General features: G+C 62.1%; 20 protein-coding genes and 3 pseudogenes. 12 read left to right on the top strand and 11 right to left on the bottom strand.

Annotated features, from left to right (window positions below; all coding sequences use genetic code 11):
• Window positions 1-165: 165 nt before the first annotated feature.
• From BN1233_RS24055 to BN1233_RS24040, 3 genes are all read left to right on the top strand, one after another.
• Window positions 166-1,599 (top strand): mannose-1-phosphate guanylyltransferase/mannose-6-phosphate isomerase, encoded by a 1,434-nt coding sequence (locus tag BN1233_RS24055; protein WP_046866109.1) that lies wholly within the window; start codon window positions 166-168, stop codon window positions 1,597-1,599.
• Between the two features lie 334 nt (window positions 1,600-1,933).
• Window positions 1,934-3,952, top strand: a complete 2,019-nt coding sequence (locus BN1233_RS43245) for an SUMF1/EgtB/PvdO family nonheme iron enzyme (protein ID WP_052763902.1) — start codon at window positions 1,934-1,936, stop codon at window positions 3,950-3,952.
• A gap of 1 nt (window position 3,953) precedes the next feature.
• Window positions 3,954-4,409 (top strand): DUF4399 domain-containing protein, encoded by a 456-nt coding sequence (locus BN1233_RS24040; RefSeq protein WP_046866108.1) that lies wholly within the window; start codon window positions 3,954-3,956, stop codon window positions 4,407-4,409.
• An 18-nt stretch (window positions 4,410-4,427) separates the two neighbouring features.
• On the opposite strand, the gene BN1233_RS24035 is transcribed toward BN1233_RS24040, so the two are convergent.
• The 4 genes and pseudogenes from BN1233_RS24035 to BN1233_RS44880 form a co-directional block, all read right to left on the bottom strand.
• Entirely contained in the window at window positions 4,428-4,652 is a 225-nt protein-coding gene (locus tag BN1233_RS24035) for a hypothetical protein (protein ID WP_046866107.1), read from the bottom strand.
• Window positions 4,653-4,836: 184 nt separating this feature from the next.
• On the bottom strand, window positions 4,837-5,196 hold the full coding sequence (locus BN1233_RS24030) for a DUF3307 domain-containing protein (protein WP_244470772.1): 360 nt from the start codon (window positions 5,194-5,196) through the stop codon (window positions 4,837-4,839).
• A 51-nt stretch (window positions 5,197-5,247) separates the two neighbouring features.
• Entirely contained in the window at window positions 5,248-6,309 is a 1,062-nt protein-coding gene (locus BN1233_RS24025) for a patatin-like phospholipase family protein (protein WP_046866106.1), read from the bottom strand.
• Between the two features lie 10 nt (window positions 6,310-6,319).
• Window positions 6,320-6,481 (bottom strand): annotated as a pseudogene (locus BN1233_RS44880) (3-hydroxybutyrate dehydrogenase); the annotation flags it as partial.
• A 157-nt stretch (window positions 6,482-6,638) separates the two neighbouring features.
• Between BN1233_RS44880 and BN1233_RS24015 the strand changes: the two are divergent.
• Together BN1233_RS24015 and BN1233_RS24010 are read left to right on the top strand one after the other, a co-directional pair.
• Window positions 6,639-7,142, top strand: a complete 504-nt coding sequence (locus tag BN1233_RS24015) for a hypothetical protein (protein ID WP_046866104.1) — start codon at window positions 6,639-6,641, stop codon at window positions 7,140-7,142.
• A 180-nt stretch (window positions 7,143-7,322) separates the two neighbouring features.
• Window positions 7,323-8,135 (top strand): MetQ/NlpA family ABC transporter substrate-binding protein, encoded by an 813-nt coding sequence (locus BN1233_RS24010; RefSeq protein ID WP_046866103.1) that lies wholly within the window; start codon window positions 7,323-7,325, stop codon window positions 8,133-8,135.
• A 154-nt stretch (window positions 8,136-8,289) separates the two neighbouring features.
• On the opposite strand, the gene BN1233_RS24005 is transcribed toward BN1233_RS24010, so the two are convergent.
• Window positions 8,290-8,520 carry a hypothetical protein gene (locus BN1233_RS24005; protein WP_046866102.1) on the bottom strand — a complete coding sequence of 77 codons (231 nt, stop codon included), beginning with the start codon at window positions 8,518-8,520 and terminating at the stop codon, window positions 8,290-8,292.
• Window positions 8,521-8,736: 216 nt separating this feature from the next.
• Here BN1233_RS24005 and BN1233_RS24000 point away from each other — a divergent pair, with 216 nt between their 5' ends.
• Window positions 8,737-9,441 (top strand): phosphatase PAP2 family protein, encoded by a 705-nt coding sequence (locus BN1233_RS24000; protein WP_048708456.1) that lies wholly within the window; start codon window positions 8,737-8,739, stop codon window positions 9,439-9,441.
• Window positions 9,442-9,531: 90 nt separating this feature from the next.
• A complete protein-coding gene (locus BN1233_RS23995; protein ID WP_046866101.1) occupies window positions 9,532-10,458 on the top strand; it encodes a hypothetical protein in 927 nt (308 codons plus the stop codon).
• Window positions 10,459-10,492: 34 nt separating this feature from the next.
• Here BN1233_RS23995 and BN1233_RS43240 read toward each other — a convergent pair whose 3' ends face one another.
• Entirely contained in the window at window positions 10,493-11,446 is a 954-nt protein-coding gene (locus BN1233_RS43240; protein ID WP_052763901.1) for a lysozyme family protein, read from the bottom strand.
• 290 nt (window positions 11,447-11,736) lie between these two features.
• Here BN1233_RS43240 and BN1233_RS23985 point away from each other — a divergent pair, with 290 nt between their 5' ends.
• From BN1233_RS23985 to BN1233_RS23970, 4 genes and pseudogenes are all read left to right on the top strand, one after another.
• A complete protein-coding gene (locus tag BN1233_RS23985; protein WP_046866216.1) occupies window positions 11,737-13,842 on the top strand; it encodes a 3-hydroxyacyl-CoA dehydrogenase NAD-binding domain-containing protein in 2,106 nt (701 codons plus the stop codon).
• A gap of 285 nt (window positions 13,843-14,127) precedes the next feature.
• Window positions 14,128-14,369, top strand: a pseudogene (locus BN1233_RS51175) (IS256 family transposase); the annotation flags it as partial.
• Window positions 14,364-14,673, top strand: a pseudogene (locus tag BN1233_RS51565) (IS256 family transposase); the annotation flags it as partial. The pseudogenes BN1233_RS51175 and BN1233_RS51565, both read left to right, overlap by 6 nt.
• A gap of 78 nt (window positions 14,674-14,751) precedes the next feature.
• Entirely contained in the window at window positions 14,752-15,918 is a 1,167-nt protein-coding gene (locus tag BN1233_RS23970) for a M20 aminoacylase family protein (RefSeq protein ID WP_046866098.1), read from the top strand.
• Window positions 15,919-16,026: 108 nt separating this feature from the next.
• Here BN1233_RS23970 and BN1233_RS23965 read toward each other — a convergent pair whose 3' ends face one another.
• The 5 genes from BN1233_RS23965 to BN1233_RS23945 are packed head-to-tail and all read right to left on the bottom strand — an operon-like array spanning window position 16,027 to window position 22,015.
• A complete protein-coding gene (locus BN1233_RS23965) occupies window positions 16,027-17,436 on the bottom strand; it encodes an amidase (protein ID WP_046866097.1) in 1,410 nt (469 codons plus the stop codon).
• Window positions 17,437-17,457: 21 nt separating this feature from the next.
• Window positions 17,458-18,153, bottom strand: a complete 696-nt coding sequence (locus BN1233_RS23960; protein WP_046866096.1) for an ABC transporter ATP-binding protein — start codon at window positions 18,151-18,153, stop codon at window positions 17,458-17,460.
• Entirely contained in the window at window positions 18,153-19,949 is a 1,797-nt protein-coding gene (locus tag BN1233_RS23955; protein WP_046866095.1) for a branched-chain amino acid ABC transporter ATP-binding protein/permease, read from the bottom strand. Before BN1233_RS23955 ends, BN1233_RS23960 begins: the two co-directional genes overlap by 1 nt.
• A complete protein-coding gene (locus tag BN1233_RS23950) occupies window positions 19,946-20,773 on the bottom strand; it encodes a branched-chain amino acid ABC transporter permease (protein WP_052763900.1) in 828 nt (275 codons plus the stop codon). The genes BN1233_RS23955 and BN1233_RS23950 overlap by 4 nt, the downstream gene beginning before the upstream one ends.
• A 57-nt stretch (window positions 20,774-20,830) precedes the next feature.
• Window positions 20,831-22,015, bottom strand: coding sequence for a substrate-binding protein (locus BN1233_RS23945; protein ID WP_048708443.1), 1,185 nt, complete (start codon window positions 22,013-22,015; stop codon window positions 20,831-20,833).
• Between the two features lie 284 nt (window positions 22,016-22,299).
• Here BN1233_RS23945 and BN1233_RS23940 point away from each other — a divergent pair, with 284 nt between their 5' ends.
• Entirely contained in the window at window positions 22,300-23,289 is a 990-nt protein-coding gene (locus BN1233_RS23940; RefSeq protein ID WP_046866092.1) for a GAF domain-containing protein, read from the top strand.
• Window positions 23,290-23,356: the final 67 nt, after the last annotated feature.

Raw genomic sequence — 23,356 nt, 5'->3', positions numbered from 1 at the left:
TGTCAAAGACAACACGACTTCGGGCCCGGCTGTCCGGCTGACGGCTGGCTAACGGCTGATCGCCGGTGTCTGGCCGCTCTGCGCACGCGCGGAGCGGCGAATGCCACCCCTTTCAATCCACCAACGTTGCATGCCGGACCTGCTGCCGGAACTGAGAGAATATCGATGACAGATTCAGTCGAACGCATCTTTCCGGTGCTCCTCTCGGGCGGGAACGGCTCGCGATTGTGGCCCTTGTCGCGCGAGTCCTATCCCAAGCAGTTCCTCCGGTTGATGGGCCGGGAAAGTCTCCTCCAGCAGGCTGCGTTGAGGGTGAAGGATCCGGATCTCTTCGAGCCGTTGACGGTGATCGGCAGTGAGGAGCACCGCTTCATCATTGCCGAGCAGACGAGGGTCGTCGACGTTGCGACGACACCTCTCATTCTGGAGCCCGTAGGCCGAAACACCGCTCCTGCGGCGGCCATCGCCGCTCTTGGGGTCGCTCAGGTCGACCCCGAAGCTCTCCTGCTCCTGATGCCTGCGGACCATCTGGTGCAGGACAGTGAGGCATTCCGGGCGGATGTTCGGCGTGGCATGGCCGCAGCTCGGGCGGGCAAGATCGTTCTCTTCGGTGTCAAGCCGACGGCGCCGGCCACCGGCTTCGGATATGTCCGGGTGGATGCGGCGGGAGGGGAGGAGGATGGTGCGTCCAGAGTCGCCGCGTTCGTAGAGAAGCCCGACCTCACGAGAGCGGAGGCATACGTGGCCTCTGGACAACACTATTGGAACAGCGGGATGTTTCTCGCTTCGGCGAGAACGCTCCTCCAGGCGTTCGAGGCACTGGCGCCCGATATCCTGAGCGCTTGTCGTGCTGCTTTACGAGAAATCCGGAGTGATCTCGATTTCCTGAGGCTGGATCGGGACCATTTTTCCCGCTGCCCGTCGATCTCGCTCGATTATGCCGTCATCGAGAAAACGGAGCGGGCTGCACTGATCCCGGTCAGCTTCGATTGGGCCGACCTCGGGACATGGTCGGCGATCTGGGACATAGAGGCCAAGGACGACAAAGCGAACGTAACCTGCGGCGAGACCCATGTCAGAGCATCGACCGGCTGCTATGTGCGCAGTGAAGGTCCCGTGGTGGCTGCACTTGGTGTCGAAAACCTGATCATCGTCGCAACGCCGGATGCAGTGCTCGTTGCTTCGAAGGATCACGATCAGGACGTGAAGCAGATCGTCGCCGATCTGGCCGCGAAGGGGCACAGCGTCGCGACGCAAAACCCCAGGGTTCATCGGCCATGGGGCTTCTATCAGCCCGTCCATGATGGCGATCGGTTCCAGGTCAAGCGGATCACCGTCAATCCCGGCGCGAAGCTCTCGCTGCAGAAGCATTATCACCGGGCCGAGCACTGGGTGGTCGTCAACGGAACTGCGATCGTACGCCGTGACAATGAGGAACTCCTGCTGCGCGAGAACGAATCGATCTTCATCCCGCTCGGGGCCGTGCATCGCCTGGAAAACCCCGGCAAGGTGCCGCTCAACCTCATCGAGGTGCAGTCTGGCCCGTATCTCGGTGAAGACGACATTGTGCGCCTGGAGGACATCTACGCACGGCATTGATGCTGTCGAAGAGCAGGAGCCCTTTACCTGCACCGTTCTCGGCGGGAATCCGTCACAAGTTCCGCACGGCTCGTAAGCGGATCACAGAGGCGACCGGTCAGGAGGATATCCTCCGCTGCCAGCCCCGAATTCGCACAATTCGACAGCTCCGCCGCTCTAGGGGGACTCCAGTCGGCTTTGGAATTCTAGCTCGAATTACTGTCCGGATCCTGTCGCCAAAGTAACTGCCAAGCTTGAGAAGTCCAAATAGACATCATTGGGCGAGCGCATTACACTTGGAACGCCGAATAGAGAGCGTTCCGACTTCCGACTGGTGTCTCGTGCGGAGGCTTCCATGAGTTCGGGTGAGACCTCCTCGCATGTGCTGGGCAGCCCTCGTCGGCTGGCCGCTGTCCTCTGCGCCGATATCGCGGGCTATAGCCGCCTCATGGGCATCGATGAGGAGGGCACTCACGCCCGCGTCAAGCGCCATCGGCGCGAAATCATCGAGCCGACGGTCGCCGAACATAGCGGCCGCATCGTCAAAAACACTGGCGACGGCTTCCTGGCGATGTTCGACAGTCCGCTGGAGGCGGTCCGTTGCGCGATCGTCATCCAGCAGAGCATGGCCGGGCGCAACATGTCGCTGCCCAAGCAGCACTGGGTGCAATACCGGATCGGGGTCAATCTCGGCGATGTGATCGTGGATCCCGAGGACATCTACGGCGACGGCGTCAACATCGCCGCGCGCCTGGAGCACCTCGCCGAACCCGGCAGCGTCTACATTTCGGGTGGCGTCTACGAGCAGATCAAGAACAAGCTGGTTTGCGGCTACCAGTCCCTCGGCGACGAGAAGCTGAAGAACATTACCGATCCGGTCCGCATCTATCGAGTCCTGCCAGATCCTGCGGCCGTAGCCCGCGCCGAGCGGATGAAGCGCCTGAAAATCGGGGTCGCCGCCCTGGTCCTCGTCACTGTCGGCGCAGGAGGCTGGTTCACATGGCACGTCGTGTTCCGGCCGGCGACGGACGACGTGCTCGCCGCTCTGGCTGCGCGTTCCTCCCAGCCGGCGACCGTTGCGCCGGTTCCCGCGGCTGAAAACACCGTCCCCATCGCGCCGCGGCCGCCGGTATCGACGGCAATCGTGGCTCCGACCACGCCATGGACATCTCCCGAATCCACGGCTCCGGCCTCCGCGCCGGGAGCGAGAACAGCGGCCGTGCCACCCGCACCGGTTGCACCAACTCCACCGACCATGTCGGCTCCTACGGTGACTTCCGGGTCGGCGGCGATCGTCCCGTCCTCAGCCGATACAACGCCTCCGACCGAGACGGCAGAAACGTCTTTAGGCTCGGCGTCCGTTACCGCAGCCGCGCCCCCTGCAACCCCAGCCGGAGAGACGCTCGCAGGGCTCCCGCCAGCTCCGGCCACCGTCAGTGAGGCTCCGATCCCGGTGCCGCCGCAGGTGCCCGCGCGGGGTCAACCCGCTCCTCAGGCTCAGCCCCGAGTGGCTGCAAACGATGCTGCCGGTTCCGTGCCGCAAACCTCGCTACAGAGCGCGCCCGGTCCTTCGGCTCCGGCTCAGACGACTCCTCCGCCCGCCGAAGCGACCCGTGTGGCGGCCATTCCGGCGCGGCCCCTGCCGGATCGGCCGCCGGCCACCACCCCCGTCTTCCGGGACTGTCCGACCTGCCCCGAGATGGTCAACATTCCTGGTGGCACGTTCATGATGGGCAGCAATGACGATTCGTCGGAAAAGCCGATCCATCAGGTCACCGTGGCTCCCTTCGCCCTGGGCCGTTTCCCGGTGACGATCGGCGAGTGGAAGGAATGCGTCGCCGCGAAGGCGTGCAGTTACGATCCGGACGGCGATCCGGACCTGCCCGTTCACAATGTCAGTTGGACCGATGCCCAGCAATATGTCCGCTGGCTCTCCCGAGTCGCCGGACAAGAGTACCGTCTGCCGACCGAAGCGGAATGGGAACACGCTGCACGCGCCGGGACGGCATCCAAATACTGGTGGGGCAGCCAGCTGGTCGCCGGCATGGCCGACTGCAAGGGATGTGGCGGAGCATACGATTCCCACACTCCGCTCAAGGTCGGCAGCTTCCCGCCGAACGGCTTCGGCCTTCACGGCATGGCGGGTGGCGTGGCGCAATGGGTCTCCGATTGCTGGGTCAAGGACTACCACGGAGCATCGCGAGACGGGTCATCGCGCACCCTGCCCAACTGTCGGGAGCGAGTCCTGCGCGGTGGCTCCTGGATGCACGATCCCAGCTACGTGACGGTCTCGAGCCGCATCAGTTACGACGCGAGCGTGAGATACCTCGCGCACGGCCTGCGGGTCGCGCGCTCCGCAAAGCAGGGAGGGTGATATGGAACTGATCTCGAGGCGTACATTCCTCTTGGCGACGGCCGTATTCCCGGTCGCAGCCGCGGCCCAGACGCCTGCACCATCCGACGCCTACCTCTACATCATCTGGCCGAACGATGGTCAGCGCATCAAGGGAGCGTTCTGGTGCCGGTTCGGCCTGCGCAACATGGGGGTCACCCGCGCAGGAGACAAAGCCCCGAATGTAGGCCACCATCATCTTCTGGTCGACGTCGACGAGCCTCTCAAGCCGAATGAACCGATCCCCACCGGTCGAAATTACCTGCATTTCGGTGCCGGCCAGACAGAGGCGCGGCTCGATCTGCCGCCCGGCCCGCATACCCTGCAGCTCGTCCTGGGTGATGCGGATCACAAGCCGTTCGATCCGATCGTGATCTCGAAAAAGATTCGCATCACGGTGGTTGGAGCAACGCCCCAGGTAAGCGCCCGCGACCGCTAATCCTGAGGTGCGGGCCGTTCAGCGCTCGCTCCCTGCGAGCGGTGCGGTGAACAGCCGGTCGAAGCGCGTCCTCGCCTCGACGGCAAACATGCCGATCGCCAGGGCGAGGCCGCCGAACCCGATGAGCAGCCAGGCGAAGAGGATCGAGCTCTGAAGCCGGCGGGCGCGTTTCGTAAGGACATCCTCGTCGGGCCTCTGCCGCCCCGACGGGATATCGGCCCTGATTTCGCCCCCCTCTGCCATGTTTGCCTTCTTGAAACTGGTCCGAAGAGGCTACCTCTCTCCGGAATGAGGTCTCACCGGGACGATGACACGACGGTCAAGCTTCCTCGAAAGAGCTTGAAGGTCAATGCCGGTCCGAGAGATGCATCGCCTCCGTCCCCGGCCCGAATCGCCCGATGAAGCGATGCGCATGCGAGCCCGAAGGCTACAGGACAAGCAGGACGGGTTGCGGTGAGATCGCGCCGATGGCGAGGACGACGAGCCAGACGAATTTGCAGAGGACGTGGAGAGTCTGATCCTGATTGAAGCTGATACGCCCGGCACATTTCGCGTAGTCGATCCCGGCATGAGCAAAGAATTCCAGAGCGGCGAGCAACGAGGATCCCGTCGCCAGCAGCACGGCACCGGCATGAATACCGGCATGCGCGGCAAGAGCACCTGGCCAGATGGTCTGGCCAGGAAGGAGGGGGTGGACGGGATCCTTCGCTTTGGCCAGCCACTCCCCCTGGAGGGGATAATCGCAGACGGCGTGCCCGATCAGCATCAGAATGAAAATATCGAACACGCCTCTTCTCCGGAAGCTCGACGCCTGGTGGGCCTTATCCCCGTTCGGCCCTCAGACATATCTGCCATGGACATCCACGGTTGATTTGTGACCTACCTCACCCAGGTTGCGCGCAAGCCATGCTTCCGTGCGCCGCCGACCAATGTCGTGCAGGTGGAGAAGGAACTCCCAATCGGCATTCAGCTTCGAGGCGGCCCCGAGCCCCTGCATGACGTCCTCGGCGTCAATGGCATGGATGCGCATGCGCTTCATCCCGGTGTCGCGGAGCTTGCCGTCGTCGATCAACTTACTGACGAAGTCGATCGCCCGCATTTCCCGCATCAGGGAGGAATTGAAGCTGATCTCGTTAATGCGGTTCATGATGTCCGTCGCCGTCCTCGGGACATCCGGGCGGTTGATCGGATTGATGTGGACGATGACAACGTCCTGCGATTCGCAGCCATAGATCAGCGGGAAGATGGCCGGATTGCCCATATAGCCGCCATCCCAGTAGTGCTCGCCGTCGATCTCGATGGCCTGGAACATGAATGGCAGGCAGGCAGAAGCGAGCACCGCATCGGCGGTGACCTCCTCGGATCCGAAGACACGGACCTTGCAGGTGCGCACATTCGTCGCCGAGAGGAACAGCTTCAGGGCCGAGTCGCGGCGAAGCCGCTCGAAATCGACGATGCTTTCGATCACTTGACGAAGCGGATTGATGTTCGCCGGGTTCCACTGATACGGCGACATCACGCGGGTCAGCATGTCTATGAGAAGAAAAGCTGGCGAATTCTCGAGCCCGTGATGGTTCATGAGGCGATCCCACGGGGAAGGCTGCCAGGGGCTGAATATGGCCGCGTGCGAGACGCGGCACCAGAAATCCCTAAGTGCCTGCTGCGCGCCAGCCCGTCCGCCGAGGGTCATCCCATAGGCCAGGACCGCCGCATTCATCGCGCCGGCGCTCGTCGCACTGATCCCTTCGAAGGCGAGGCCATCCTCCTCGAGCAGGCGGTCGAGGACGCCCCAGGCAAAAGCGCCATGCGCGCCTCCGCCCTGGAGCGCGAGATTGATCGTCTTGACGGTGTCCGGAGCGGGACCGGCCTCCAGGGAGTTGGGATCGACATGCTTCATCATCGCATCCTCCTCACTGGGCGGGCCAGCCGCCATCGACGGGCAGGGCGGCTTCGGTGATCGAAGCGCCCGCGCCGCTCGCCTGGAACACCGCAATGGCTCCGATTTCCTCGACCGTCGCGAACCGCTTGTTCGGTTGCTGGGTGAGGAGGACGCCGCAGATGACCTTTTCGCGCGGGATGCTGGGTCCGATTCCGCTGGTCGATCCGGTGACGGTCGCAACCTGGCCTTCGAGAACTCTCGCGGTCGCAGGCATCGCCCGGGAGGCAGCGATGGTCATGAAACCCTCCTGCTTGACGGATCTGCATCCGAAGCCGACCATGAGCAGGTGAATGATCGATCTGAAAGGCCGTCTTGCTGCCGCTCTGATCGAGCATTCTTATCCGATCGTCGGATGCTTGCACGAAGTGAACCGGCCGCACTGTGCGAGTGTGCACTACCCTCGATGCTCGCCCAGCACGCGGCGCGAACACCGCGACAACAGCCACTTCCAGGACAGGAGCCTGGGCTCGCCTGCCACCGTCTCAGTGACTCTCGAGCGAAGCCAGTGTGACGCGAACCGCCATCGGCGCGGTCACCTCCTGATGCAGGCGCAGCCGGCCAGCCAGGAGTGCCGCTATGGCGAGCGAAGTCCCGAGGCCGACGACGCAGGCTGCCCATCCGCAGCGATCGAAGACCGGTCCCAGCACAAGGTTGCCGACGAGGCAGCCGGCTTCAGTGCTTGCGGGCTGGCGCCCGGCGTTGGTTGCGCCGGCTGCCTCCTCGTCACGGCGGGCGGAGCGAAGCCATCCGGTCGCCCGAATTCGGGTCTGGACTGCTTCGCCTTCTCTCAGTGATGGGTCGATGCGTTCGCCGCAAGCCGGTATAGCGTCTCGCCTCACTCCAGACGCGGAGTACAGTCATGCTCCACGCATGCCGCACAGGAAATTTTGCGAGCTCCGTGTCGAGTGGAACCCGGATTTTCAGCCTGATCCATTTCAATCGATCAAGGCCGTGCTCTGTCAAGGAAAGGTCTTATGATCACAACCGGTCTCAACCGTCGCACACTCCTTTTGGTCCTCAGTCTCGCCGGCACGGCCCTCGCAGGTGTATCGCCGACCATGGCTGCGCCGGCCTTCAAGGTCGGGGTCATGTCAGGGGCCGAGGAGGAAGTGGCCGAGGTGGTGCGCAAGGTCGCCGCGGATAAGGGCCTGACAGTCCAGCTCGTGCCGTTCTCGGATTACGCCCTCGTCAACGAAGCGCTCGCAAACGGAGATCTCGACGCCAATGCGTTTCAGCACAGGCCCTATCTCGAGTCCCAAATCGCTGCGCGCGGCTACAAGATCGTGCCCGTAGGGCTCACCTTCGTGCAGCCGATTGGCCTCTATTCCAAGAAGGTGACATCCGTCGCCGATCTGCCGAACAGAGCGACCATCGGCATCCCGAATGACCCCAGCAACGGCGGTCGCGCGCTCAACCTCCTCGCCGCGCAGGGCCTCATCAAGCTTACGCCCAGCAAGGGGCTTTCGCCCAGCGTGCTCAATATCACGGACAGCGCGAAGGGCATTCGGATCTCCGAACTCGACGCTGCACAGCTGCCCCGTGCCTTGGCCGACCTGGACGCGGCCGTGATCAATACCGATCACGCGCTCAATGCGGGGCTTGATATCCGCAAGGACACGATCGCGGTGGAGGCCCGCGAGGGAAATCCCTATGCGAACCTCATCGTGGTGCGTCAGGGTGACGAGAACCGCCCCGAGGTGAAGGCCTTCGTGGCCGCCTACCGGTCGCCCGAGGTCGCAAACTTCCTCGAGACACGATTCAAAGGCGCTATCATTCCCGCCTGGTGAGGTTTCCTCGATTGCCTATCCCACTCCGAGTTCCGCCTCGCAGGGCTGATCCGTCCGATCGATGTTCATCATCGTTTCGCAAAGGGGGATCGTCGCCCTCACGCATCTCGAGGGCGCTTTGGGATTGCGCCATCGCTGCGATGGAGTGCCCGGATCAGTAAAGGCGCAGACCGTCCTCGCAGGCTCCCACCCACGCGGCAGGTGTCGTGCTGCCACCGGCGAGAGCGATGAGTTCGTAGATCACCGATCTGGCGGATCGGCCATGCACTGTGACCCGATCAAGTTCCCGAACGATGATGCGGTCGCTGACCAAGCGGCAGGTCTCGGCGTCGATGATGCCCGTAACCGTAGATCTTGTTGAGCGCTTCCAAATGGTTCGCGACATTCACGGTATTGCCGAGCGCGACGTAATTGAGACTGGCTCCAGAGCCGGAATTTCCGATGACCGCCGCTCCGCTTGGTGCCGATGCGGATCTGCAGCGGGGGCAAGAACGGAGTTCGACATCTTGCCGGCGAAGGAGCCGATCCTAGTTACGCTTCGATAGCGCGACGATTGATGGGGCAGAGGTCCTCGCCCGCTGCTGGACCGTGTGGGACGCGTATGCTTCACGACCTGGATCTGGGCCTGCTCCAGTATCTCAACAGCTTCGCGCACAAATTCGTAATTCTCGACAAGGCTATCGTCGGATTCAGCCTCACCAACGTCCACCTCCTCAAAGGGGTTCCGTTGATCGCCTGTCCCTGGTGGCTCTGGTTCTCCGTGCCACCGGAGGAATCCTCCAAGCGGCGGCGATGTGTCGTGGCCTCGTTTGCAGGAGCGTTCCTGGCGGTGGCCGTTGCGCGCGTGGTTCAGAACATGGGCCCGGAGCGGCCTCGTCCGATTCACAACCCGGACCTGGACATCATCAGGCCGTTCGGCGTGTCGGATAACGTATTGGCCGATTACAGCTCCTTCCCGAGTGACACGACGGCGCTGCTTCTGGCCCTGGTGACCGGGATCTGGCTGGCTTCGCGCCCGCTCGGGCTTTTCGCCTTCCTCTGGGCCATGGCTTTCGGCGCCATCCCGCGCATCTATGCCGGCTTTCACTATCCGAGCGACATTCTGGGCGGGATGGTCATCGGGATTCTGTCGACGCTTGTGGTCGCCTGGTCGCCGGCCGGTACCTTGCTTTCCAATCTCGCGTTCGAAATACGGCGGCGTCACAGAGGCCTCTTCTACGCAGCGGCCTTCATCCTGAGCTATCAGGTCGCCATGATTTTCGAAGAGGTCCGTCGCATCGGAACTGCTCTCTTCAAGGTCTTCTAGACTCTGCGCAGGCCAGGATCGAAGAGCTATCTGGCCGTCCATGTATCGCGTATGATGTCCGGATCACATTGAGGAATTCGGGTGGCGTAGATGCCGATCTCGCTCAGCCGCCGTGCCAGTGCATTCGCGATTCTGCCTCTCGTGCTCGGCCTCGGGACGTCCATAGCGCAACCACGGGAGCCGGGTGCCGCGATGGCGGCCAATGCAGTGAGCGAGATCTGGAGCGGCTGTAGCGGCGGCTACTGTATCGACTGGACGACGACCGACGTCACGGCCGCGAGGGCGAGAATGTCATCCGGTGCCCTGGTCCTGTCGCGCGAACTCCGGAGCGCGTTCGATCGTGACGAAGCCGAGCTCCGCAGCGGCAAGGCGACATCGATCTCGCCTCAAGCGGCGCCGGCCGAATCCGATGCCTGCACGCGCGAGGTGAACACCACACTGCTCTCGGTCGTCGGATCGGTGCTGAGCATCCGGAACACGGAAACGACGACTTGCCGAGCCGAGGCTCATCCCGCCGGGGAAACCCGCATCATCGCGATCGACCTCGCCAAGGCAGCTCCGCAGGCCAGTTCGAATGCGGAGTTGAATCCGGTTCTGCTGACCGATTACGTCCCCGCGAGCGCCGTTCTGTCCGCTCTTCGGAAGGATTCCTTGGTCCAGAAGGCGCTGACGGCAACTGGCAGCTCGCCTGCGACGCTGAACCAGCTCGTCGATGATCTCGCATCGGCGCCGCCGGTTCTGGAGGACGGGCGCTGCTATTCGTTCCCCGACGACCTTTTGACACGGTTTACGTTTCACAGCATCAAGAATGATCAGGTCGCGGTAAGGATCGGTCTGCCCGGCGCAGGACCATGCCGCGAGAACCTGACCATGATCGGTATTCAGGTCCCTGCTCCGCGCCATCTGATGAGCGCGCTGCGCCTGGCTGCGAGTCGCAAGGAGGGTTTCCTCAACAAGGACGCGCAGGCAGTGGCGAAAGGGCAAAAGACCACAGTGATATTCCGGACCCAGGAATAAGTGCAGCCAGCCGGGCGTCCGGTTTCGCCGAACTTCAGAAGCCCGAGTCGCTGATGCTGCTGTAGCAGCTGACGCGCAGGAGCATCTCGATATTGGCGGCATACCCGGCAATTTTCGTATGCTGGTCGAGGCCGTTGATGATCTTCCGGGCCTTGGGATAATCGCACTTGTGCTGATTGATATGGTCCGAGAGCCGACTGCCCGTGAAGGATCCGTTTCGCATGCCGTAGGATATGATGGCGTAGGATGTTGCCGGATCCAGTGTCAGCTCGGGACGGATCACGAGCTCCTCGCCTAGCCCCAGAGCCCGTCCCATCCCGGCATAGTTGTCCCTCCAGGTGAGCTGGACATAGCCGCGTCCGTAATAGGTATTGGTGTGCTTGTTGCCCTCACTGTCGGTCACCATCACCGGATTGCCGTAGGCGCGGCCGGCTCCCTTGCCGAATTCCTCGATCGGCTTCCAGCGCTCAGCACATTCGTGCTTCACCGTCGCGAGCATGTAGGCGGCCCATCCGACATCCAGGATTTCCATGTCGGCATTGATGAAATCGATCAGCTCGACCAGCCCTGCACGAGCCACGCCGTTCAGTTGCGCGAATTGTCGGTCGTAATTGAGAAGGAAGTTTTGAGACGAAATCGTGCCGAGTCCGCTCGATACCTCGCCCGGCCGCGCGAGCGTCATGGACGAGACGGCCCGAATCACGGAGCGAAGGACACTGATCGTATCCTTCGTCTTCACGGGCGCCGCGAGCTTGGCCAGCGTGGCGCCTCCGGGGTCGACCCTGACGTCGGGCTTCTTGCGCCCGAGCGCCCGTTCCTGAAATTCTTCGATCGCAAAGAGCGTTCCGACGGTGAGAGCGCCATCGACCGGCAGAGGCTTCGTCAAGCCGGCATCACTGTGGTTCAGGTTTAATAGATGCTGGACGATCATGACGTCGACCGGCTTGTTCCGGGCCGACAGCCCCACTGACCCGCTAATCGTGATCATGGACGTCTACCCAATCTGTCCTGAATGGAGAACCTGGCTGTCCCTTCGGCAGAGCCCAGTGCCCCATTGATAGAGTATTGGCTCGGGAGTGGACGTGGAGCATGCGGCAACGCACGCCTGCAGAGTTCCGGTGTGCTCTTCCGACCCCTGCGGTCGTGGGAGAAATGCGGATGGAAACTCCTGCATTTGGGGGTATCCGAACTTCGTGCCTGTCGATAATCGATATCCGCCGTGCTGTGAGAGAGCACGGGCATGGCCGATCGCGCAGGCAGCAGGCAAGGGTGGATCCGATGAACGAACCAACCGAGACACAGACACGGACCCCAACCGATGGCGTAGTCGACCTGACGCTCGACGGAGAGATCGCCGTCCTCACGGTAAACTCGCCTCCCGTGAACGCCCTCTCGGCACAGGTCCGCGAGGGATTGGCCAACACTATACTGCAGGCAATCGCCGAGCCGAGGGCTCGGGCCATCCTTCTCATCTGCGCCGGGCGGACCTTCATCGCCGGGGCCGACATCCGCGAGTTCGGCAAGGCTCGGACCGGTCCGAGCCTGCGCGATGTTCTCGACATCGTCGAGAACTCGCCGAAGCCCGTGGTTGCGGCGATCCACGGCACGGCTCTCGGAGGCGGACTCGAGACCGCGCTCGCCTGCCATTACCGCATCGCGGTCCCATCCGCGAAATGCGGCCTCCCGGAGGTCAAGCTCGGCATTCTTCCCGGCGCCGGTGGTACGCAGCGCCTGCCGCGCGTCGTCGGGCCCGAGCGGGCTCTCGAGATGGTGGCGTTCGGTGAGCCGATCGGAGGCACGGCTGCCAGGGTTGCCGGCATTGTCGACGAGCTTGCCCGCGAGGGACAATTGAAGGAGGACGCGATTCTCTTCGCGCAGCGGGTCGTGGCGGAGAACTGGCCGCTCAAGAAGGTGCGGGACCTCGACAACAGGGTCGCAGCCACACGCGGTCGCACGGAGATCTTCGACAAGTTCCGGAAGGCCAATGCGCGCAAGTTTCGCGGCTTTCTTGCTCCGGAATATTGCGTCCGCTGCATCGAAGCCGCAGTCAATCTGCCCTTCGACCAAGGCATGGCCCTGGAACTGGAGCTCTTCCAGGAACTCGTGAGCGGGCCCCAATCGGCCGCCCAGCGTTACGTCTTCTTTGCGGAGCGCCAAGCCTGGAAAATCCCCGATGTCCCGGAAGACACGCCGACCCTGCCGGTTGCGCAGGTGGGCATCGTCGGCGCAGGCACGATGGGCGGCGGCATCGCGATGAATTTCGCCAATGCGGGGATCCCCGTTACGATTGTGGAGGCCCGATCCGAAGCCCTGGATCGAGGACTCAAGACCATCCGCCGCAATTACGAGAGCACGGCGAAGAAGGGGAGGATGACACAGGAGGATGTGGAGCGCCGCATGGGGCTCCTCACCGGGACGCTCGACCTCGCGCGCCTGGCGGATTGCGATCTCGTGATCGAGGCGGTGTTCGAGGACATGGCGATCAAGAAGGATGTATTCACAAGGCTCGACGCCGTTGCAATGCCGGGTGCGATCCTCGCGACTAACACATCCTATCTCGACGTGAACGAGATCGCCTCCACGACGACGCGCCCCGATCACGTGATCGGTATGCATTTCTTCTCACCCGCCAACGTGATGCGACTCCTCGAAGTGGTCCGCGGTAACAGGACGGCGAAACCGGTCATCGCTACGGCGATGCAACTGGCGCGCAAGATCGGTAAGGTCGGTGTCCTGGTCGGTGTCTGTCACGGCTTCGTGGGCAACCGCATGCTCGCCCAGCGACAGCGGGAGGCAAACCGGCTCGTCCTCGAAGGGGCGATGCCGTGGGAGGTGGACCGTGTTCTATACGATTTCGGATTCCCGATGGGACCCTTCGCGATGAGCGATCTCGCGGGTCTTGATATCGGCTGGTCCCGGGAAACCTCGCGCGGCGAAACCGTCAAGGAGATCCTCTGCGAGCGGGATCGCCGCGGGCAGAAGACGGGTGCAGGGTTCTACGATTACGACGAGGAGCGCAGGCCGACGCCATCGAGCGAAGTCGAGGCGATCATTCTCGATTTCTCCGACCGGAAAGGGATCACGCGCCGCCCCATCTCAGATGAGGAGATCCTGGAGCGGTGCATCTTTCCCATGATCAACGAGGGCGCGAAAACTCTCGAGGAGGGTATCGCGATCCGCGCGTCCGACATCGATGTCGTCTGGATCAACGGCTATGGTTGGCCGGCCTATCGCGGAGGGCCGATGTACCATGCCGAGCAGATCGGCCTCGGCACTATTCTCGCCAGGCTGCGGGACTTCGAGGCAAGGCTCGGACCGGAATTCAAACCATCCGACCTGCTCATTCGCCTCGTTACAGAGGGGAGGGGATTTCACGATTTCTAGAGCGGCGTACGGGCAAGTGGATACCGGCCCTTCCAAAGGCTCGCGCCTGAACCAATCTTGAGCTTACCGATCGCTTCGGGCTGATCTCGCGTCAGGCGCCGGGGAAGATCGGATCAAAGGGTCGCATCACGGGCGGGATTGAGGCTCTTGCTCTGCTGGTACGCGCAATAGCGGAAGTGGGTAATGGTGGTGAGAGAGGGGCGGCGTCTCGCGGCGGGTGATGAGCCTGCCCGAACCTCCTGGGGAAGAGCGATACGCTATGACCAAGACTATCAGCACTCTCCGATGGCGCCACTCCGACGGATCGACGATCCCCGGACGAAGCTCCTGCGCGCCGGCACCCGCCAGCTGCTCTCGCGCAGGCCAGCGAGAGCGAAGCTGAGGCTTATTTTGCCAGCCCGCGCGACCTGAAGCTGTCGGACGGACGCCAGCGTCTGGTTCGGCACGGGCACGGCCCCGAGCGTCTGATCCGGTTCACCATCAGTCCGGTCGAGGTCAGCCGGGTCAAGATCCGGGATCGTAAAGCCGTCGACTGCCTCCGCAAGGACTGGCGGGCGCTGCTGGCCCTCTCCAATGGGCCGCCGAGCTTTGGATCCACCTGCGGACCACGAACACGCTCCCGATCGAGTTCGTGGTCCGGCATCGCACGGGGCGCACAAGGGCGTACTGTCCCCAACAACAATCCGGCGAATGGTGTTCAACCTCGTGATGGCGGCATCCCGTATCTAGCAGCATCTGACGGGTGGAAACCAGTTGCCGAAGGTGATCGCCGGTGTCAGATTCCAGGACGGCATCGAGGTCGTCCCGACGCCATCACACAGCGCCGCCTGATCGGCCCCGTCACCCACATTCCGCCATAGCTCTCCGGTCTTTCCAGCGTGCCGGATCAAGCTGAGGGGAGCACGATCCATGACAGCTCTCGATCGAATATCTTCTTATTTGGACGAACTTGTTGCAATCAGGCACGATCTTCATGCCCACCCGGAGACTGGATTTGAAGAGGAGCGTACATCCGGGATCGTCGCGGAACGGCTTGCTGCCTGGGGCATAGTAGTGCACCGCGGCATCGGCAAGACAGGAGTCGTTGGCGTACTCCAGGGAAGAGGCTCAAGCACGCGCCGGATTGGGCTTCGCGCCGACATGGACGCACTCCCAATCCAAGAGGCCACGAACCTTCCCTATAGATCTAGGACAATAGGCAAGATGCACGCTTGCGGTCATGACGGTCATACAACGATGCTGCTTGGTGCTGCGCGCTATCTTGCGGAGACCCGTGCTTTCGAGGGAACAGCAATCTTCATATTCCAGCCAGCCGAGGAAGGGCTCGGCGGTGCCCGCGCGATGATCGCGGACGGGCTGTTCCAGCGGTTTCCTTGCGATGAGATTTATGGCCTACACAATTCTCCGGAAGGACCACATGGGCGCGTCTCTCTCCGAGCTGGTGCCGCTATGGCCGCAGCTGACTTCTTTGATCTCCGGATCACCGGGCGCGGTGCACACGGTGCCTACCCGCACCAAGCGGTTGATCCCGGGGTCATCGCATTCACACTCGGCCAAGCGATCCAGACTATCGTGAGCCGGAATGCCGATCCATTGAAGGCCTTAGTTGTATCCATCACCCAAGTTCATGGCGGGTCTGCCTATAACGTGATCCCGGAGGCCATGCACCTGGCCGGCACGGTGCGCACATTCGATGACCATTTGCGTGAGCTTGCAGGCGTCCGTCTCCGCGAGATCGCGGCTGGCATCGCGAAGGCCTTCAACGCTACGATCGAGGTTGAAATCAAAGATATTTTTTCGGTTTTGCGCAATCATGAAGAGCAAACCGCAGCGGCAGCCAGAGTTGCAACTGAGCTGTTTGGATCCTCGAATGTGGACCGAGATGCGACACCACAAATGGCCAGCGAGGACTTCGCCGATATGCTGCATGCTGTCCCAGGCGCCTACATATGGCTGGGCCAAACACCAGGCCCTGCGCTTCACAATGAGAGCTATAATTTCGACGACACGGTTATTCCAATCGGAGCATCTCTCCTCGCGCGCCTCGTCGAGACACGATCAACGAGCTCACTTTGAGCCAAGGAAAGGCTACATGTCGTCACCAGCAAATGAATGCTTCATGGTTGACGCCAACTGGCGCTTGCCGAACAGATCATCGCACCGGCACTTAGAAGATCTCAAAGGCTAACCTGAGGCAGAACGTAGGGCGTGTAGTCGGGCGTTGTGCTCGGCCAGGGCGCTCTCTTCATAACGGGCAGCGATGCCGAGGAGCCAGTGCTCACTGCCCATTGGCCCGACAATTTGGATACCGGTCGGCAGTCCCTCTGCTCCTATCGGGCATGGGGTAGCCAGTGCCGGATGGCCTGATACATTGAAAACCGAGGTGTATCGGATCATGCAGTTGAAGAGAGGCTCGACCTCGTCACCGAAGCGGACTTCCGAAGCGCCGATCGGCTGCGCGGGCGCCGGCGTCGCCGGTACGACGAGGATGTCTATGGTCGCAAAGACAGCATCCATCGCACGACGGAACCGTGCCTGTCTCTGCACGGCATCCACAAAGGCGAGAGCCATGACACTCTGACCGATCTGGAGGAAAGCTCGTGCATCGTCACCGAGTTCCCCAAGATGCTGCGGGATCCGATCCCGGTGAGCATAAGCGGCCTCCACTTGGGAAAGAATGAAGGCGTCGGCGACAGCATCGGAACAGGATGGCAGGTCGACCGCCTCAACAATGGCCCCTTGCTCCTCGAACGCTCGTAGCGCGGCTTCATAGGCGTTGGCGACGGACCTCTGAATCCTCTCGTTGAAATAGCGGTTGGGGACACCGATCCGCAGGCCCTTCAAACCCGCCCGGGCGCTTCGGTCCGCCGGCGGAAGCTGGCCATCGGCCATCGCTCGGAAGAGCAACTCGAGGTCGTCGGCGTGGGCGGCCATCGGACCGACGTGATCCAGTGACCAGGCAATCGGCGTCACCCCTTCGGTCGGGAGATGGCCAAATGTACCCTTCAAGCCAAAAATCCCACACGCCGAGGCCGGAATCCGGATCGAGCCTCCGGTGTCGGTCCCGACCGCACCCGCGACGATACCCAGAGCAACTGCGGCAGCCGACCCACCGCTGGAGCCCCCAGGGGAGCGCTCGCGCATCCACGGATTGCGTGTGGCCCCATAATGAGGATTGTTGTTGTCGATACCGACGCCGAGCTCATGCGGTGTGGTCTTGCCGATGATGACCGCACCAGTGCGTTCCAGATTGTCGACCACGGCCGCACTCCGGGCCGGCCAGCTGCGCCACGCTGGTCCGGAACCGTTGGATGTGGGCAATCCCCGGACATCAACCATGTCCTTGATGGCGATCGGAATACCATCCAGATCCCCGAGCCGTGCGCCGGCTCTTGCTCGTTCCTCGGCCGCCCGCGCGAGTCGCAACGCGCGATCCTGGGCCAGCAGGGTAAAGGCATTATAGTCGCTGCTACTAGCCTCGGCTCGCTCGATGCTGGCCTGTGTGAGCTCCACGGGCGACACCAGTCCCTGATCGATTGCAGCCGAGATCTCGGTGATGCGGCTTCCGATCAGCAACGAGCCAGCATGTTTCATGATCGAACTCCTGGGGGCCTGCTAAAGAGCGAGCTCAGCTTCCACGGTCCGACGTGCGGCCACGGCATCCGTGCGTCCCTCCGCGGCGACCCGGCCTTGCTTCATCACGACAAAACGGCCGGCGAGCCCAAGGGCAAAGTCGAGATGCTGTTCGATGAGGACGATCGTTGTCCCCTGCTGCTGGTTGACGTCCGACAATGCCTCACCGATTCGGTCGATCTGGCTCGGCTGTACGCCTTCGGTGACCTCGTCCGCCAGGATCAGCCGCGGGTCGGAGAGGAGCGCTCGCGCGACAAGGAGCATCTTCTGCTGCCCTCCGCTGAGAGTGCCGGCCCGCTGCTGATACCGTTCGCGCAGGAACGGAAAATGGCGCAATGCACGATCGCAGGCACGGTCGAACTGGCGGCGATCGGGGAGGGCGACGCGCAAATTGTCTTGAACCGTCAGATCCGGGAAGAGAGCAGCTTCCTGCGGGATGTAAGCGATGCCGCGACGCGCGACCTCGTAGGGTCGTAGGCCGCGGGTGCTCTGCCCATCGATGTGAATCTCGCCTCGAAGCGGCTGTAACAGGCCGATGATCGACCGCATCAGTGTAGTCTTGCCGACCCCGTTGTGACCGAGCACGGATACGATCTCGCCTGGTGCAACTTCAGCTGTTACCCCGTGGAGAATGACGAGATCGCCGTAACCGGAATGGAGGTCGCTGATCGTGAGCATCAAAGGCTCACCCCTTGAGAGCCCGCCCGGTGGCCCAGGTAGACCTGGGTGACCTCCGGGTTCCGGATCACCTCTTCTACAGCGCCATCCGCGAGGACGCTCCCGTTCGCCAGGACCGTGAGCCGATCGGCAATTGATTTAACAAAGTCGAGATCGTGCTCGATCAACAGGAGCCCGAGCCCATGCCTATGGACGAGCGCAACCAGAAGGGGAGCCACTTTCGCGCGATCCGCCGTAGTTAGCCCTGCTGTAGGTTCGTCCAGGAAGATAATCGCTGGATCGCTCGCGAGCACCATGCAGAGCTCAAGCCACTTGCGCTCACCGTGACCGAGATCGCCCGCGCGTGCCTGCAGCTTGGCACCGAGGCCGCTGAGTTGGAGCACCTCTGCGGCCCTTCCGGAGAGCTCGATCTTCGGTGAATATCCGACAAGCGACGGGGTGGCTCCCGTCCGGGCAGCGAGGAAGAGATTGTCGCCGATCCGCAGGGTTTCGAACACGTTGCTGGCCTGGAATGTTCGGACGATCCCAAGCCGGGCGATCGATGCGGGCGAGTGGTGGGGAGCCGGCACGCCATCGATGACGACCTCGCCCTCGCTGGGCCGAAGAAGACCAGTGATGACATTAACGAGCGTTGATTTGCCCGCCCCGTTCGGCCCGATCATGCAATGAAGGTGACCGGTCCTGAAAGCCAGGTTGATGTCCTTGAATACGGTCAGGCTCCCAAAGGACAGTCCCAGCTTCCGGACGGCGACTTCCATTTGCCGCTTGCGCTCGTCGGCGTCCGGACGCGACACGACCTCGAGCGGGCGCCGGTCTGGACGTCGCGTGGAGAGCACCCCGAACAATCCGCCTGGGACAGCGAGCACCACGACAATAAACACAAGGCCAAGCAGAAGGCGTGAGAGGCCCGGGAAGGCCTCATTCAGGACCGGCTCCAGGACGTTGATGGCAATTGCGCCGATGAGCGGGCCTGCGACGGTGCCGCGTCCGCCGATCGCCACCCAGGCGATCGCCGCCGTCGACAGCTGCAGGCCCAATACATCGTGCGATACGAATCCGTTGTAGGGGGCGTAGATTGCGCCAGCAAAACCCGCCAGACCGCCCGAGAGGGCAAACACACCGAGGCGGACGTGCGGAGTGCGGTAGCCCAGGAATTGCGCCCGTTGCTCGTTATCGCGAATGGCGACGAGAAGCCGTCCGTAGTCGCTGCGCACGACCGCATAGATGAGCGCCGTTGCCGCGCAAAGAATGGCGAGCAGCGCGTAGTAAGTGGTGAGAGGGCCTTCCCAAGGAAATGCGGGTATGCCGCTCAGCCCGGTCTGCCCGCCGGTTAAACCGGGAACCCGCAATGCTACGGCCGAAAGGAGTACCGGCAAGGCCAGCGTGACGATTGCCACGTAGAGCGTGCTGGTCGCACCGAAGAAGACGAACCAGCCCACCACGGCTGCCAGCGCTGCAGGAAGAGCAATCGCCGCAGCCATTCCAGTCACGCCTGCGAGAACAGAATCCCACCGCAGGAGCATGATCGACATGGCATAGGCGCCGAGCCCGAAAAAGGCGGAATGGCCGAGGCTCAAAATGCCTCCATATCCCCAGGCGAGATCGAGCCCGACGGCCAGAATCGCTAGGATCATGGCTTTGGCCAGGACATCCGAAGCATAATAGGTGGAGACGAAAAGTGGGGCGAGTGCCAACCCGCCCATGATCAGGATAATTGCAGCGAGAGGCGACGACGTAAGGCTGTGCCATGCGGAGGCCAGCCCTGAGGCTGGTTGGGAGAGCCGCTCGTTGCTCATATGGTCTTTCTCCGGACCAGGATGAGCGCAACGACTACCAGCGCGATGCTGCCAACGACCGGGTCGATGAGAAGCGATATGACACCCTGGGTCGCACCGAGGGCCGATGAAGCAAAAACCAGTCCCGGCAGAGAGCCGAGGCCACCGACGAGCACCGCGAAAAAGGAGTTTGTCAGAAAGCCGAGGCCCATTGTCGGGTAGGCGCTTGTCAGCGGCGCCAGCACGGCACCTGCGAGCCCCGCGAGCCCGGCGCCGAAAACAAGCGTGCCAGCGTAGATTCTGTTGACGTTAATTCCCAGCGTCGAGGCAAGAACTGCGTTGCTCATTGTGGCTCGAGCAAGTGTCCCGTATCGCGTCCGTCGCTCGATGAGGAGGACCATGACCGCGAGGAGCACGGCGAGGCAGATCACCAAAAGCCGATAAGTCGAAAAGCCGGTCCCGAAGACCGACACAGATCCCTCGGTCAGGTATGGGACACTCTTGTAGCCACTGCCGAACGTAAGTTGAAAGACTTGCTGGAGAACGAGGCTGAGGCCCCATGTGGCCAGGATCGACTCCATCAGCTTCCCGTATAGGAAGCGGAAAAAGATTGGCTCGAGTAGAACCGCAATCAGGCCGACAATGATCGGAGCTGCGACGAACGAGAAACCAACCGGCAATCCCGCGCTCGTCACCATATAGGCCGTATAGGCCCCCATCATCATGAATTCGCCATGGGCCAGGTTGACGACGCCCATGACGCCAAAGATGACCGCCAGCCCGAGTGCGACGATGAACAGGAGAGCAATTCCGCTCACCACGTTCAATGTACTTAGAACGAGCATCGTCAGGACCCGGATTGATGGAATGCTGGCTGCGCTGCCGTCAGCATTCCATCACTTCTAGAAGTTGCATTGTGGGCCGGCATCGACCGGTCCGAATGACTTCTCGATCTGAGGTGTCCCGTCCGCATTGATGCGTGCGAGATAAATTGGGAGTGTCGCGTGGTGCGTCTTGGCCGAGTAGGAGACTGTCCCGCGCGGGCCCTCGAAGCTTACGGTCGGAAGCGCCTTGGCCACTGCATCGGCTTCGACCGACTTCGCCTTGTCGGCAGCCAGAGCCCAGATGCGGACTGACTCGTAGCCGTTGATGGAAATAAAGTTCTGGCGTGGGGCACTTTCACCCATCGCTTGCCGGTAACGCTGACCGAATGCCTTCGCCTCTGGCGTGGCATCTTCGAAAAAACCGGCTGGGATCAGCAATCCTTCCCGCGCTGGGCCCATAGCTTCAATAGCGCTCTGCTCGACGAGAGTGGCAATCGGGATCGTTGAGGAGTTCAGTCCCTGATTATGGAATTGTCGCATGAAGGCCACAGCATCCGAGGGCAACATCACCAAGAGGACAAACCTGGGCTTCGTGCTGGCGATCTTCTGGAGGATCGGCGCGAAGTCGGTTGTTCCGATAGGGACAAGGGTCTCGCCGACCAGGCTGCCCTTGCTGTCGGCAATGACCTTCTTGGCAACGGTCGCTGTATTCTGCGGCCAGTTGTAGTCATTACCGACGAAGAACCAGGTGTTTCCGCCTTTCGTCTCCTGAAGATACGGCACGATCGGGGCGATCTGATTTTCCGGCACCTCACCCATGACAAACATGCGCGGGTCACAGGCATGCCCCTCGTAGATTGCGTTGTAGAAGAACAAGGTCTTACCGGCTCGTTTAACCACCTGCAGGATAGCCTCGCGGGAGGCGCTCGTTGTGGATCCAAACAGCGCCGCCACGTTGTCTTGGCCTAGCAGGCGCTTGGCAACATTGTTTGCAGTAGCTGGATCAGTCGCGTCGTCAGCGACGATGACCTTCAGTTGTTTGCCGAGCACACCTCCTTTCTCGTTGATCTCCTTTACCGCCATCTCGTAGGCGGCCTTCTCGGAGGGTCCCAGAAAGGCTGCAGCACCGCTAAGCTGAGCGATCGCGCCTACTGTGATCGTTTCCTGAGCATGTACTGGCCCAACGGCGAGCCCGAGCGCGATCCCTGTCCATATCGCGCCAAGGACGGATACAACGGCCAACCGCAATGCTTCCTTCTTCACGGAAACCTCCGTCGTCTGGCGAGCCACGCCCGCCTTATCTGACACCCAGACTTTTCTTCTACTGTATTATAGATGAGGGTATTCTAGCCCAGGCTAGTACCCCTGCACAGAAGATTTGATGGATTGGCGCGGCCTAAATGAGCTGGTCTTGGGGTTGGCCCGGCCCCCACTCCTTAACGTCGCCTGATAGGCCTTATCACCCAAAATCCGCCATAGCTCGCTGGTGTACGGCAACTTTATTGGTGTACTATCGCCAACGCAGGGGAGGAAAGCGAGGAGGGTCCATGGCCTCGAATTTCCGAAATGACCATGCGGCACGCATCGCGCGAGTGCTGGGCGGATCGATGGCCGCACAGTCGGCGGTGGCCGCCTCATGGCAACGCTCGCTCGTCCGCTATCACCTCGATCCCCTGGAAGCCAAGCCTCCGCGCATCTTGAGCGGTTGGGAACTGCGCGATGCACGCCAAAGCATCGAGCCACTCCTTCATGCTGCGCAAGTCTCGATTGATCGGCTCTTCCAGGCCGTGGGTGATGCGGGATGCTGCGTCATTCTCTCGAATCGAAACGGCATTCCCGTCGAGCGTCGTGGTACCCCTGCCGATGACAAGATCTTCTCCCAGTGGGGCCTCTGGACCGGGGCGGTGTGGAGCGAGGAGGCGGAGGGAACCAACGGGATCGGGACGTGTCTCGCGGAGAGCAGACCTCTCACCATCCATCGGGACCAGCATTTTCATGCTCGGAACGCCGACTTGAGTTGCACCGTCGCACCGCTCTTCGATCACATGGGAAAACTCGCCGGTGCCCTGGACGTCTCGTCCTGCCGGGCCGATCTCATGGAACATCATATCGGGCTGGTCGCGGCCGCGGTCGCCGACAGCGCGCGCCAGATCGAGGCGCTGAACTTCCGACGCGCCTTTCCACGCGCCCGAATCGTTCTGGTCGAAGGCCAGACCCCTGGCGCACCGGGGCTGCTTGCCCTTGATTGCGATGATCTGGTCATCGGAGCGACACGAACGGCCCGGCTCACCTATGGGATTACGGATGCGAGAATCACCGCGTTGCTGCCGGCACAGGAGGTGCTCGCCGGCGAGACGGAGGACGATCTCACCGATGCTGAGCGCAATGCGCTCAGGCGGGCGCTGGCGCGCGCCAAGGGCAATGTCTCGGCGGCCGCGGCCATGCTGCAGATCAGCCGTGCCACGCTGCATCGCAAGATGAAGCAACTCGGCGTGCAGCGCCCAAAACGCAGTCCAGCCGAACTGTCGCAGATCTGAGACACTTGCCGCGAGGTTCGCTGGGCCGGGCAGTGACAAGATCCGGGTGAGACGGCGATCCTGAGCA

This window comes from Microvirga massiliensis (assembly GCF_001006805.1).
Lineage (GTDB): Bacteria > Pseudomonadota > Alphaproteobacteria > Rhizobiales > Beijerinckiaceae > Microvirga > Microvirga massiliensis.
Note: the sequence above shows the minus strand (reverse complement) of the source record. Positions and strands in the feature narration are given on the sequence as shown.